Genomic DNA, 12,272 nt, shown 5'->3' with positions numbered 1-12,272 from the left:
CACGCGCCGCGTGGCGGGCCGGTGCCCCGGGAAGGCCGGCCCGGATCGTTTCTAATACGGTCCCGCTGCAACGGCTCTGCGGGACGGCGATCGCGTCGCCCCGGCCGGCCCCCAGCTTCGCCCCAGCTTCGGCCTGACCGGGTGCGGCCTGGCAGGCGCGCGGCGGCGAGCGGTCTGCCGCTCCCGGCAGGCCACGTTCCTGCCACCGCAGGCGGCCGCGACCCGCGAAGGGCCGCGACCCTCTCAACTGACAACGACGGATCGGATGGCGCCCCGCACGGCGCACAGGATTGTTCTTGCGCAGCACCTTCAGTAGTTCACCGCTCGTCCGCTTGCTGGGCGAGTGGACCCCGGTGGAGACGGACGCAGCCGCCCTCGATTTCGCGGAGCGGCTGAGCCTGCGCCTGAACGCCTTCGACGCCATCCGGCTGCAGGCGGCGCACCAGGCGATCAGGTCGGCGGGCACGGCTGCGGCGGGCTCGCCGCCGTCGCGGCCGGCCTCCGCGCGTGCGCTGCGGGAGGATCTGCAGCGTGTGCGACAGGCGCTGGCCCACGCGATCGCGCAGCCCATCCCGCTCGCCGAGCTGCAGCGGCCGGCGGGCCCCGCGCGGCTGCGCGGCGACGCACCTGAGGCCGCGGCGCCCGCCCAGGCCGCCGGCGCGGCCGAGGTGGCCTACGCGCCGTACCACCAGCGGCACCTGCAGCTGCAACGCCAGATGGAGCAGATGGCCGGTGCGCTGCGCGACCACGTCCGCCAGGCCGTCGGCCGCCATTCGCCCCGGCTGCGCGCCCTCGCGGCGCTCGATGCGGCGCTCGAGCAGGTGCTCGCCGCGCGCGAGCAGTCCCTGCTGCCCACGGTGGCTCGCCGGCTGGAGCGGCGCTTCGAGGACCTGCGGCGGGCCCACCGTCGCGAGGTCGAGGCGTCAGGGCTGCCCGACGACCCGGCCTTGTGGCGCCGCCCGGGCGGGTGGCTCGACACGTTCGGCACGCTCTGGCGCGAGGCGCTGGCGGCGGAGCTGGACCTGCGGCTGCAGCCCGTCGCGGGCCTGATCGACGCACTCAACAAGGAATCGAACGATTGACCATGAGCAAACGTAGTTTCGGCCTGGCCTTCGCCACCGGCCTGCTGGCCGTGGCCTGGGTGGGCCTGGGCTTTGCCGGCACCAACTGGCTGGCCCTGGCCATGACGGTGGCGATCGCGGGCGTGTACCTGTTCGGCGCCTTCGAGCTGCGGCAGTTCCGGCTGGCCACCGCGGGCCTGTCGGCCGCCCTGGCCGATGCCGCCGCCACGCCCCCGGATCGCCTGGATGCCTGGCTCGAGCGGGTGCCGCCTTCGCTGCGCAACGCCGTGCGCCTGCGCGTGGAGGGCACGCGCGCCGGCCTGCCCGGGCCGGCGCTGACGCCCTACCTGGTGGGCCTGCTGGTCATGCTCGGCATGCTCGGCACCTTCCTGGGTATGGTCGTCACGTTCAAGGGCGCCGTGTTCGCCCTGCAGGGGTCGACCGACCTGCAGGCGATCCGCGCGGCGCTGGCCGAACCGATCAAGGGCCTGGGCCTGTCGTTCGGCACCTCGGTCGCCGGCGTCGCGGCATCGGCGATGCTGGGATTGATGTCGGCCATCAGCCGCCGCGAACGCCTGGACGTGGCGCGGCACCTGGACAGCGGCGTCGCCGGCGCGCTCAAGCCGTTCTCCTTCGCCCACCAGCGCGAGGAAACCTTCCGGGCCCTGCAGGCGCAGGCCGCCGCGCTGCCGGCGGTCGTCGACAAGCTGGACGCGATGATGGAGCGCATCGAGCAGCGCAGCCGGCAGCTGGACGCGCAGCTGTCGGCCGGCCAGGCCCGGTTCCACCAGGAGGCGACGCAGGCCTACGGCGAGCTGGCGCGCGCGGTGGGCACGTCGCTGCAGGAGAGCCTGACCGCGGCCGCGACGGCGGCCGGCGACAGCATCCGTCCGGTGGTCGCCTCGGCCATGACCGAGATCGTGCAGGAAGCCCACCGGCAGCACGAGCGCCTGGCCGATGCGGCGCACGCCCAGGTGGAGGTGCTGTCGGAGCAGTTCGGCGCCACCGCCCACACGGTCGCCGAGACGTGGCGGTCGGCGCTGAACGAGCACGTGCGCGCGAGCGACGCCGCCGCGGGCCACCTGCAGCGCACGCTGGCGTCGTTCACCGAGACGTTCGAGCAGCGCAGCGCCACCCTGGTGGCCGGCGTCGGCGACAGCCTGGCCCGGTCGCAATCGGACCAGGCCGCCGCCGAGCGGGCGCGGCTGCAGGCCTGGACCGAGGAACTGCAGGCCATGGCGGCCCGGCTCGAAGGCCAGTGGCAGCGGGTGGCGGGCGAGACGATCGCTCAGCAGCAAGCGGTCTGCGAGGCGCTGGAGGCGAGTGCCGGGCGCATCGCGCAAAGCGCCGGCGAGCAGGCCGGCCGGACGCTGGACGGCGCGGCGCGGCTGCTCTCGCAATCCGAGGAGCTGGTGCGTTCGCGCATCGAGACCGAGGCGCGCTGGGTCGACCAGCACGGCCAGCGCATGAACGAGCTGGCGGCGCTCTGGCGCTCGGAGCTGGGTGCGCTGCGGCAGGAAGAGGGCGAGCGCGGCCAGGCCGCGGTCGACCGGCTGGACGAATTGCAGGCGGCCGTGGCGCAGCACCTGGCCACGCTGGGCGCGGCGCTGGAGGCACCGATCACCCGCCTGCTCCAGACCGCCTCCGAGGTGCCGCGGGCCGCGGCCGGCGTGCTGGCGCAGCTGCGCGAGGAGATGAGCCGGGTGGCCGAGCGGGACAACCTGGCGCTGCAGGAGCGCACGTCGCTGCTCGAGCAGCTGTCCGCGTTGGTGCAGGCCGCCACCCGCTCGTCGGGCGAGCAGCAGGCGGCCATCGAGGCGCTGGTGGACTCGGCCCGCGCGGTGCTGGACGAGGCCGGCAGCCGGTTCGCCCGGGCGGTCGAGACGCATGCGGACCAGGCGGCGGACGCGGCGGCCCATGCGGGCGCCAGCGCCGTCGAACTGGCGAGCCTGGCCGAGGCGTTCGGCCAGGCCGTGCAGCTGTTCCAGGCCAGCAACGACAAGGTGCTGGACACGCTGCAGCAGGTCGAGTCGGCGATCCACCGGTCCACCGCGCGCAGCGACGAGCAGCTGGCCTACTACGTGGCGCAGGCGCGCGAGGTGATCGACCTGAGCATCGCGTCGCAGGAGGGCGTGGTCGCCAGCCTGCGCCAGCTGCAGGCCAGGCCGGCCGCCGTCGCCGAGGGAGCCAGCGGGTGACGGAGCTGGAGGACACCGACGACGGCGCGCAGCAGGTCGCGCCGGTGTGGACCGTCTTCGGCGACCTGATGGCGGGCCTGCTGGGCGCCTTCGTGCTGGTGCTGGTCGGGGTGCTGGTGGTCCAGATGGACCTGGTGGCGAGCCTGAAGTCGGAGATGGAGAAGCGCCGCATCGAGGAGCAGCGCCGCATGGCCCTGGAGAAGGCGCTGGCGATTCCGCTGGCCTCGGGCCGCGTCACGGTGCGCGACGGGCGCATCGGCATCAGCGGCAGCGTGCTGTTCCCGCTCAACTCGGACCAGCTGCGCCCCGAGGGGCGGCAGCTGCTCAGGAGCCTGGTCCACCCGCTGCGGGTCTACCTCGGCGAACGCAACGAGGTGCTGATGGTCAGCGGCTTCACCGACGACAAGCCGATCCAGGAGGGCAACCGGCGCTTCACCGACAACCTCGAGCTGTCGGCCGAGCGGGCCCTGACCGTGACCCGCGCGCTGATCGACGAAGGCATGCCGTCGTCGCAGGTGTTCGCCGCGGCGTTCGGGGCCGAGCAGCCGGTCGCCTCCAACGACAGCGAGAGCGGCCGTGCCTTGAACCGGCGGGTCGAGATGGCGCCCGTGCCGCGGGCGTCGACGGCTTCGACTCGCGGCGGCGCCGCAGGTCCGGCGACCGCCCATGAGTGAGTCCGCGGATCGCGTCGCACCGCAGCCGCCAGGCGAGCCGCTGCAGGCGCGGCTGGCCGCGCTGCGCGGCGAGGGCGCGTGGCGGCTCGATCCGGCCCGCTTCCATGCGCTGGAAGCGCTGGCGCGCCGGCTGCCCGGCCAGCGCGAGCCGGTGCGCCGGTTGCTCGATCGGAAGCTGCAGGCGGGACTGGACGATTTCGCGCAGCGGTGGCAGCAGGCGCGGCAGGCCGCGAACGAGGAAGCCGCGCGCCTGCTGGCCGGCCACCCGCGGCTGTCGGCGCAGCTGCGGGAGCTGCAGGCCGCGGCCGATGTGCGGGGCATGCGTCGCCTGGCCGCGCGGGCCGGGCGTGCGACCGAGTGCACGCCCCTCGCGCAGTTGAACCGCCGCCTCGCCGGAACCCAGGTGGCCGCTCCTGCCGCGGCGACGGGCGAGCCGCAGCAGCGCGGCGAGCTGGCCAGCGTGCAGCGCTTCCGGCGCGCGTGGGCGAGCGGTCGCACGCTGGAGCGCGTGGAGCAGGCCGTGGCGCGCCGGCCCGCGGGCGCCGGCCCGCTCAACTCGCATGCCCTGGTGCTGGAGTCGCTCGCGCTCATGCAGGAGCTGTCGGCGGACTACCTGCAACGTTTCGTCGTGCTGGTGGACTCGCTGCAGTGGCTGGAGCAGGCGCACGAGCAGGACGCGCCAAAGGCGGGCCAGGCCAGGAAGGGCAAGGCGGCCAAGCCGCGCGCCGCGCGCCAGAAGGGCGGGGGCGCAACGCCCTAGTGGCCGCTGCCCAGGACGTGTCCGTTGACCGTCTTGCCGTACAGCGAGTCGTCGCTGTCGTGGTACTTCTGGCGGGTCTCGGCGACCGAGCCCTTGAACCGCGGATCCTGCGGCCGCTCGTGGCTGTCCATGAACAGCGCCACGTCCCAGGCTTCCTGCTCGGTCAGGCTCTTGCCCTTGCCTAGCGGCATGTTGGCCCAGATGAAGCCGGCCGCGTTGTTCACCTGGTGCATGCCGGCGCCCCAGTTGAAGGACCGCGGGCCCCACAGCGGCGGGAACACCTGGCGGTCGCCGGCGCGCTGGCCCTGCCCGTCGGCGCCATGGCACAGGGCGCAGTTCTGCGCGTACACCTTCTCGCCGCGCGCATAGTCGGGCGGCTGCGCCGGCTTCTTCAGCTTCGGATAGCCGCTGCCGTCCACCGGCATGCCCACCGGCGCGCCCTTGGCGAGGAAGAAGGCATAGGTCTGCAGGGCCGTCATGACCTCGTCGTCCTGCGGCGGCGCCTTGCCGTTCATGCTGTACTGAAAGCAGCCTTGCAGGCGCGAGGCGAGGGTGTCCACCTGGCCGGTCTTGCTGCGGAACGCGGGGTAGTGGATGAACGAGGCCCACAGCGGGGCGGAGTCGTGCTTGCGGCCCGCGTCGAGGTGGCAGTTGACGCAGCTCAGGTCGTTGCCGACGTACCTGGCGGCGTACCTGCCCGTCTCGTTGAACACCTTCTCGCCCAGCCGGATCATCTTGCCGTACTCGTTGTCCGGGATGCTGTCCTCGGGCGGCGGGCTGAAGGTCTTCGATGCGGCCGGGGAACCGCCGGCCGCCGTGGCGGCCGCGGGGGATGGCGGCGCGTCGGCCCGCCCCGAATCCGGCGCCTTCGCGACGGCGGCTGCGGGCGCGGAGGCGGGCGCTTTCGCGGGATCGCGGTAGGCGCCCTCGATCGGCTCGCGCATCGAGCGCTCGAACAGGACGCTCGAGCCGACGAACATGCCGCCCAGCACGACGGCCGCTGCCGCCACGATGATCACGAGCGCGCCCGACACGCGGCCATGCTGGCGATGGTGCAAGTTGCTCATGGCGTTCCCTTCGGCGCGGTGTTGCCCGCCGCCACGGCCGGCGCGGCCAGGCCGGCGTAATAGTCACTGACCGCCTGGATGTCGGCGTCCTTGAGCTTGCGCGCGATCGCCTCCATCAGGCCCAGCGGCCCGGGCGGGCGTGCGCCCGTCTGCCAGGCCTTCAGCTGCCCGGCGATGTACGTGGCCGGCAGCCCGGCCAGCGGCGGAAAGCTCGCGCCGACCCCGCTGCCGCCGGGACCGTGGCACTGCGCGCAGGCGGGGATGCCGTCCGCCCACCGGCCCCGGGTGGCCAGCCAGGGCCCGGCATCGGCCGGGCCGCGGGCCTCGCGGTCGGCGCCCTTGGGCGCCGCCGGCAGCGCGGCGTAGTGGCTCGCGACCTGCCCCCGCTGCTCGGCCGAGAGCGCCTGGGCGATGGGTTGCATGACCGGGTTCTTGCGCGTCCCGTTGGCGAACGCGTCCAGCTGTTCGCGCAGATAGCTCGCGCCCGTGCCGGCGAGGTGGGGAAAGGCGCCGCTGCCTTCACCACGCGCGCCGTGGCAACCCGCGCAGGCGGGGGCGCCGTTGGGCGTGCCGCCCGAGGCGATGCGGGCGCCTGCGGCCGCATCGGCCGAGGGCGGCGGCGCGCCGTGGCCCAGGGAAGCCGCGACCGCGAAGAGCAGGCCGACCGGCAGCGAACGGGAAAGTCGGGACAGGTGGATCATGGGTCGACAGGCAGGCAGTCGGACGGTTTCGGCGCGGGTCCTCGGCGCTCAGGCGGCGCCGCCGAGCGCGCGCCGCACGCGTTCCAGCCGCTGGCCGGCATCGTCGGCCACGGCCGTGACGGCGGGATTGCCGGTGAGCTGGACCATGGTCTGCGGGTCCAGGAAGCCCACGCCCACCTGGCCGTCCGGCAACTGACGCACGGTGACGTTGCACGGCAGGAGCAGCCCGATCTCCGGCTCGGCCTGCAGGGCCTGGTGCGCCAGCGGGGGATTGCAGGCGCCGAGGATGCGATAGGCGGGCATCGCCACGCCGAGCTTGTCCTGCATCGCCTTCTGGATGTCGATGTCGCTGAGCACGCCGAAGCCTTCCTGCTTCAGGGCGGCGGTCACCTTCTCGAGCGCGGCGGCGAAGGGGCCGGCAATGCTGATGTGCTGTCCGTACATGGGGTGGTCCTTCCGGGTCTGGGTGGGTCGATGCATGGTAGGCCGCGCGCGGCTCATGCACGGATGTAGCGCCAGCCTTCGCCCTGCAGGCGGGCGAGCGCCATCACGGAGCCTTCGCCGAGCACCGTCAGTGGCGCGGGCGCCGTGCGGCCGATCTTGGCCAGCGTGTTCGGGCACACGAACGTCTGCGCGTCCGCAGCCCTGTCGGGCGCATCGAGCGCGGCGGCCACCGCGTCGGCGTTGACGACGATGCGCACTTCGGGCGGCGAGGCGTGCTTGCGCAGGTTGGCGACATTGCTGCGGGCGCGCGCGAGCGCGCCGGTGGTCGGGGCATGCAGCAGGATCTTCAAGGGGGTGTCGGGGTTCGTGGCCATGGTTCAGCTCGTCATGCGCCGGTGATCTGGCTGGCTGCGTCCTTGAGTGCGGACTGCACCATCTCTTCGACCGACGGGTGGTAGTAGGGGAGCTCGAGCAGGCGTGGGACGGTTTCGCCACGCTGCACGGCCCACGCCAGCAGGTGGGCCAGGTGCTCGCCGTGCACGGCCATCAGGCTGGCGCCCAGCAGCCGGCCGCCGTCGCGCGCGGCGTACAGGCGCACCAGGTTGTCCTGCGCGCCCAGGATGCGCGAGCGGCCGTTGCCGGAGCCCTCCGCCGACCCGATCACGATGTCCTGGCCGGCGAGGGAATCGAAGGACGCCCCCACCGTCGCCAGGTCCGGATCGCTGAAGACGATCGACAGGGGCGTGCGGCGCGCGGGAGGCGGCTGGACGGCCGCGCCCAGCAGCGCCAGGGCGCCCCGGGCCGCGATCACGCCTTCGTCCACGCCTTCGTGCATGAGCGGGCGGTCCGGATGCACGTCGCCCGCGAAGAAGATGGCGCTGCTGCCGGCGCGCAACGTGGCCGCGTCCACGACCGGGCGGCCGTGCGCGTCCTGGCCGAGCTGCGCGCGGTCCAGGTCCAGTCCCTCGGTGTTGGGCACGCGGCCGAGCGCGGCCAGGACCCTGTCGACGCTGGCCGAGGCATCCCCGCTGGTGACGAGCACGGATCCCCCCGAGACCCGGGCCTCGATCGGACGTCCGAGCCACATCGTCAGCTCGCCCGCGAAGCGCTGCCTGGCACGCTCGGCCACCACGGGATCGGCCATGCCGCCCGGCGTGCCGCGCATGTCGCCGGCAACCACCTCCAGGCCGAGCCGGGCGAGGGCCAGCCCGAGCTCCAGGCCGATCGCGCCCAATCCCAGGATGCCGATCCGGCGCGGCAGTTCGTCCAGCTCGAACAGCGTGTCGGTGGTGAGCAGCCTGTCGCCCAGGCCCTGCAGCGGCGTGGGAACGACCGGCCGCGAGCCGGTGGCCACGACGAAGGCGCGGGCGCGCACCCGCGTGCCGTCCACGTCCAGTTCGGTGGGGCTGACGAAGCGGGCCGTGCCCATCACCAGCCGGTCACCCGCGCCGCTGCGGGTGCGGTTGGCGGCGCCCGAGGCCAGCAGGTCCCGGGTGGCGATGGCGCGCCGCCACGCGGCCTGGACGTCGGCGCCGCTGGTCGCGGCCGCGCCGGTCAGCGCGCGCACGAGCGCCACCCCGTGCGCTTCGTGCAGGACGGCCTTGGACGGCATGCAGCCGACCCGGGCGCAGGTGGTGCCCAGCGGCCCGCGGTCGATCAGCAGGGCCGTGCGGCCCGCGCGGCGGATCTCGTGGAAGGCGGTGACGCCGGCCGTGCCGGCGCCGATCACGGCGATGTCGGTGTCGATCACTTGAGGCAAGCCAGGCTCCTTGGAATGACGCGTGCTCACCGCGGGCCCAGCACCACGGGCAGCACGGAGTCGGGCGCGCCGGTGCGCACCTGCATCGCACCGGTCGCATCGCGCCAGACCATCGCCGGCGTGGCCTGCACGCCCAGCGCGGCCATCAGCCGTTCGTTGGCCGCCAGTTGTGCCTGGATCGCCGGCGGAATGTCCGCCAGTGGCTTGAGCCCGTCGTCGGCCAGGGGACGCGGCCGGCCGCTGGCCAGGGTCTTGCTGTTCTGTGCCGCGTGCCCGCGCTCATAGGCGGCCAGCGCCGCGGCGGGGTTCTTGTCCGCCAGCAGCGCCGCGGCCTTGCCGGGGCTGGTCGGCGTGAGGATGCCGACGATCACGTGGCGCAGCACGACCTTGCCGCTGTCGACCCACGGCCGGGCGTCGGCCCAGAACTTGTTGCAGTAGGGACAGTTCGGATCCGTGAACACGTACACGGTGCGCGGCGCGCCCTTCTTGCCGTCCTCGATCCAGTGGCTCGACTCCAGCTGCTTCCAGGCCCCGGCCGACATCGGGCCGCGCACCGCCTTGTCCAGGGCGTCGTCCGCCGCTTCCTTGCCCTCGGCATCCAGCAGCGTGCCCGCGATCACGTGCTTGCCGTCCGGCGTGGCGTAGAGCGCCACCGGCCGCTGGCCGACATAGCCCGCCCAGGCGGTGAGCCCGCCGGGCGCGGGGAACGTGCCCACGATGGTGACCCCCTGCTTTTCGAGGGCCTGCAGGGCGGCGGGGCGCTCGGGCGCCGCCAGCGCGAACGACGAGAGGGCGGCGGCGGCCAGCGCAATGGCCGGGACGCGCGCGCTGCGCAGCGGTGCGCGGGGAAGGATGGAGGAGTCGGGTCGTCGGGTCATGGGGGTCCGGATCGAAGGGCGGCGAGCGCGGCCAGGCGCTCGGCCAGGGTGGCGGCGGAGAGCTCGCCGACGCGCGTGTCGACCAGCCGGCCCTGCGCGTCGAAGAACAAGGTGGTGGGAAGCGCGCGATGGCCCAGCTGCACGCCGGCCTGGCCGTGCGTGTCCAGCAGGACGTTGCGCAACGGCAGGCCCTGGGCGGCGAGGAAGGCGGTCACCCTGGCGGCCTGCTCGCCCTGGTTGAGGAAGACGAAGTGCACGTCGGCGTGCTGCTGCTGCGCACGCTGCAGGACCGGCATCTCGCGGCGGCACGGCGGGCACCAGGTGGCCCACAGGTTCACCACGACCGGCTTGCCCTTGAAACCCGCCAGCGCGACCGGCTCGCCGCCCGCCAGCGACGGCAGTTCCAGCGCAGGCAATCCGCGCGCCGGCGGCTGCAGCGCGTCGGCAGCCAGGGTGCCGGCCACCCAGATCGCGGCGGCCGTGCCGAGCGCGGCCAGCAGTGGCCGGGCCAGCGCCTTTCGCCAGGCGACGAGCACGGCGGCGCCCGCGATGGCGCCGATCACGCCGCCCACGAGGCTCCAGCCCCCGTCGCGGATGTCCAGGATCGACCACGGGGCATCGAGGTAGGCCACGCGAAACCGCAGGACGAACGCCAGGCGCGCCGCCAGCAGCACCAGGCCCAGCAGCACGAAGAGCGCGGCCTCGGTGGACACCCCGCGCCGCTGGCCGACGCGCCCGCCGGCCCACCATGCCGCCGACACCGCGCCCAGCACCAGCAGCAGCGTCACGGGAATGGCCAGCGGCCCGAGGGTGATGGCGGAATTCAAAGGGCGGCCTTCAGGTCGGGAACGCGGCGCAGGAGCTCGGTGGCTTCGAACTCGCCCACCAGACGGTCGCCACGCCGCTCGGCGCCGCGCGCGTCGAACAACAGGTCGGTGGGCGGACCCATCACCTGGAAGCGGCGCATCAGCGCCTGCTGCGGCGCGTCGCCCGCCGTGACGTCGGCGCGCAGCAGCAGCACGCCCTGCAGCGACCGGAGCACCGGGGCGCTGCCGAACACCTCGCGCTCCAGCGTCTTGCACGAGGTGCACCAGTCCGCCGAGAAGTCCACCAGCGCCGGCCGGCCTTGCGCGCGGGCCGCATCGAGCCGGGCCTGCAGGATGGCCGGATCGCGCACCACTTCGAACTCGCTCGCGCTCTCCGTGGCCGGCGACGCCCCCAGCATGCGCGACGCCGCCAGGGGCCGGAACGGATCGCTGGCGCCGGCCGCGGCCCCGAGCACCAGCGCGGCGCCCCAGAGTCCGGTGAGCAGGGCGGCGCTGCGCACCACCAGCGAGGCGCCGGCACGGTGCGGCTGGGGCGCGGCCAGCTGCCAGGCCGTGAGCGCCGCCGAGGCGAGCAGCGCGCCCCACAGCAGCAGGGCGACCGGGCCGGGAACGACGCGTTGCGCCATCCAGGCGGCCGTGCCCAGCATGACGAAGCCGAAGGCGCCCTTGACGCGGTTCATCCAGGGACCCGGCCGGGGCAGCCAGCGCGCGCCCAGGGTGCTGATCACGATCAGCGGCACACCCATGCCCAGGCCGAGCGCCAGCAGCAGCAGCGCCCCCTGCAGCAGGTTGCCGCTCTGGGCGATGTACAGCAGGGTGCCCGCCAGGGGCGCGGTCATGCACGGGCCCACCAGCAGGGCCGACAGCGCGCCGAGGACGGCGGCGCCGCCGAGGCTGCCGCCCCCGGCACGGACCCTGGCCAGCCGGTCGCGCACGGCCGCGGGCAACTGCAGCTCGAAGAAGCCGAACATCGAGAACGCCAGCGCGACGAACAGCAGGCTGAAGGCGGCCACCGTCCATGGGTTCTGCAGCGTGGCCTGCAAGCCCGCGCCCGCCAGCGCGGCGAGCATGCCGAGGCCGGCATAGACCAGCGCCATCGGCAGGACGAACGCCACGGACAGCAGCAGCGCGCGGCGCCCGCCCGCCTGCTGGCCCACCACCATGCCCGAGACGATCGGGACCATCGGCAGCACGCACGGCGTGAAGGCCAGGCCCAGGCCGAGGACGAACGCGAGCGGCAGGCTCCACCACAGGCCGCGTTGGGCCCACGTGCGGCTGATGCCGGTGTCGCTCCAGGCGTCGGCCGAGCCACCCGTGGATGCGGCGACCCCGGACGGTGCCGGCGGGGGCGGTGCCGCGCCCGATGCGGCCGATGCGCCCGGCAACTGCACGGTCTGCTTCTGCGGCGGATAGCACAGTCCCTGCTCGGCGCAACCTTGCCACGTGACCTCCAGCGCGGAGGCCGCCTTCGTGTCCACCGCCACGCTCACGTCCCGGTGGAAGACCTCGACCGTCCCGAAGTTCGGATCCGCCTTGCGCTCGCCCGCGGGCCAGTCGACGGGCAGGGCGGCACCGCCGGGCGCCGCCGCGACGGCGAAACGGTCGCGGTACAGGTAGTACCCGGGGGCGATCGACCAGTGCAAGGTGACCTTGCCGTCGCCGCTGGCGTCCACGCCGAGCTTGAACGCCTGCTCCGGCTGCAGGAACGCCGTGTCGGCGTGGGCCGCGGTCCAGAAGGGCAGCAGCCACAGCAGAGCCAGCATCCAGGCACGGAACTGTGCGAGCCGTCGAGGTTCCAAGGCGGGTCTGTCCTGCATCGCCGCCGAGTCTGGCGGCCGCGGATTAAGGCATCGTTATCCCCCCTTCCGCCCGGCAGCCATCGCGCGCCGCGCCCCTGGAAAGA

12 protein-coding genes are annotated in these 12,272 nt (G+C 74.2%); 4 read left to right on the top strand and 8 right to left on the bottom strand.

From position 1 onward, the window contains the following. Positions 1 to 296: 296 nt before the first annotated feature. The 4 genes from AC3ANR_RS12870 to AC3ANR_RS12855 are packed head-to-tail and all read left to right on the top strand — an operon-like array spanning position 297 to position 4,693. Positions 297 to 1,082 carry a DUF3348 family protein gene (locus tag AC3ANR_RS12870; protein ID WP_488288501.1) on the top strand — a complete coding sequence of 262 codons (786 nt, stop codon included), beginning with the start codon at positions 297 to 299 and terminating at the stop codon, positions 1,080 to 1,082. Between the two features lie 2 nt (positions 1,083 to 1,084). Continuing rightward, a complete protein-coding gene (locus AC3ANR_RS12865; protein WP_488288500.1) occupies positions 1,085 to 3,259 on the top strand; it encodes a DUF802 domain-containing protein in 2,175 nt (724 codons plus the stop codon). Beyond that, on the top strand, positions 3,256 to 3,933 hold the full coding sequence (locus AC3ANR_RS12860; protein ID WP_488288499.1) for an OmpA family protein: 678 nt from the start codon (positions 3,256 to 3,258) through the stop codon (positions 3,931 to 3,933). The genes AC3ANR_RS12865 and AC3ANR_RS12860 overlap by 4 nt, the downstream gene beginning before the upstream one ends. Next, a complete protein-coding gene (locus AC3ANR_RS12855; protein WP_488288498.1) occupies positions 3,926 to 4,693 on the top strand; it encodes a DUF2894 domain-containing protein in 768 nt (255 codons plus the stop codon). Before AC3ANR_RS12860 ends, AC3ANR_RS12855 begins: the two co-directional genes overlap by 8 nt. Here the strand turns inward: AC3ANR_RS12855 and AC3ANR_RS12850 are convergent. The 8 genes from AC3ANR_RS12850 to dsbD form a co-directional block, all read right to left on the bottom strand. After that, the gene (locus AC3ANR_RS12850; protein WP_488291808.1) at positions 4,690 to 5,637 is read right to left on the bottom strand and encodes a c-type cytochrome; all 948 of its coding nucleotides are present in this window, start codon (positions 5,635 to 5,637) and stop codon (positions 4,690 to 4,692) included. The two genes, AC3ANR_RS12855 and AC3ANR_RS12850, sit on opposite strands and share 4 nt — an antisense overlap. A 119-nt stretch (positions 5,638 to 5,756) precedes the next feature. Then, positions 5,757 to 6,458 carry a c-type cytochrome gene (locus AC3ANR_RS12845; RefSeq protein WP_488291807.1) on the bottom strand — a complete coding sequence of 234 codons (702 nt, stop codon included), beginning with the start codon at positions 6,456 to 6,458 and terminating at the stop codon, positions 5,757 to 5,759. A 51-nt stretch (positions 6,459 to 6,509) separates the two neighbouring features. Beyond that, a complete protein-coding gene (locus AC3ANR_RS12840) occupies positions 6,510 to 6,905 on the bottom strand; it encodes a DUF302 domain-containing protein (protein ID WP_488288497.1) in 396 nt (131 codons plus the stop codon). Between the two features lie 53 nt (positions 6,906 to 6,958). Further along, complete coding sequence (locus AC3ANR_RS12835; protein ID WP_488288496.1) at positions 6,959 to 7,279, bottom strand: hypothetical protein; 321 nt, start codon at positions 7,277 to 7,279, stop codon at positions 6,959 to 6,961. An 11-nt stretch (positions 7,280 to 7,290) separates the two neighbouring features. Then, positions 7,291 to 8,655 carry a dihydrolipoyl dehydrogenase gene (locus AC3ANR_RS12830; protein ID WP_488291806.1) on the bottom strand — a complete coding sequence of 455 codons (1,365 nt, stop codon included), beginning with the start codon at positions 8,653 to 8,655 and terminating at the stop codon, positions 7,291 to 7,293. Positions 8,656 to 8,690: 35 nt separating this feature from the next. Then, entirely contained in the window at positions 8,691 to 9,542 is an 852-nt protein-coding gene (gene dsbG / locus AC3ANR_RS12825) for a thiol:disulfide interchange protein DsbG (RefSeq protein ID WP_488288495.1), read from the bottom strand. Then, positions 9,539 to 10,369 (bottom strand): TlpA family protein disulfide reductase, encoded by an 831-nt coding sequence (locus AC3ANR_RS12820; RefSeq protein WP_488288494.1) that lies wholly within the window; start codon positions 10,367 to 10,369, stop codon positions 9,539 to 9,541. The genes dsbG and AC3ANR_RS12820 overlap by 4 nt, the downstream gene beginning before the upstream one ends. Next, positions 10,366 to 12,132: a protein-disulfide reductase DsbD gene (gene dsbD, locus AC3ANR_RS12815; protein ID WP_488288493.1), complete on the bottom strand. Its 1,767-nt coding sequence runs from the start codon at positions 12,130 to 12,132 to the stop codon at positions 10,366 to 10,368. Before dsbD ends, AC3ANR_RS12820 begins: the two co-directional genes overlap by 4 nt. Positions 12,133 to 12,272: the final 140 nt, after the last annotated feature.

It is taken from the genome of Ramlibacter sp. JJN2-2R (assembly GCF_057747835.1).
Note: the sequence above shows the minus strand (reverse complement) of the source record. Positions and strands in the feature narration are given on the sequence as shown.

Excerpts from the sequence above, each read along its gene's own strand:
- AC3ANR_RS12865 (WP_488288500.1), top strand. The coding sequence starts at position 1,085 with ATGAGCAAACGTAGTTTCGGCCTGGCCTTCGCCACCGGCCTGCTGGCC.
- AC3ANR_RS12855 (WP_488288498.1), top strand. The coding sequence starts at position 3,926 with ATGAGTGAGTCCGCGGATCGCGTCGCACCGCAGCCGCCAGGCGAGCCG.
- AC3ANR_RS12850 (WP_488291808.1), bottom strand. The coding sequence starts at position 5,637 with ATGCGCGAGCCGATCGAGGGCGCCTACCGCGATCCCGCGAAAGCGCCC.
- AC3ANR_RS12840 (WP_488288497.1), bottom strand. The coding sequence starts at position 6,905 with ATGTACGGACAGCACATCAGCATTGCCGGCCCCTTCGCCGCCGCGCTC.
- AC3ANR_RS12835 (WP_488288496.1), bottom strand. The coding sequence starts at position 7,279 with ATGGCCACGAACCCCGACACCCCCTTGAAGATCCTGCTGCATGCCCCG.
- dsbG (WP_488288495.1), bottom strand. The coding sequence starts at position 9,542 with ATGACCCGACGACCCGACTCCTCCATCCTTCCCCGCGCACCGCTGCGC.
- dsbD (WP_488288493.1), bottom strand. The coding sequence starts at position 12,132 with ATGCTGGCTCTGCTGTGGCTGCTGCCCTTCTGGACCGCGGCCCACGCC.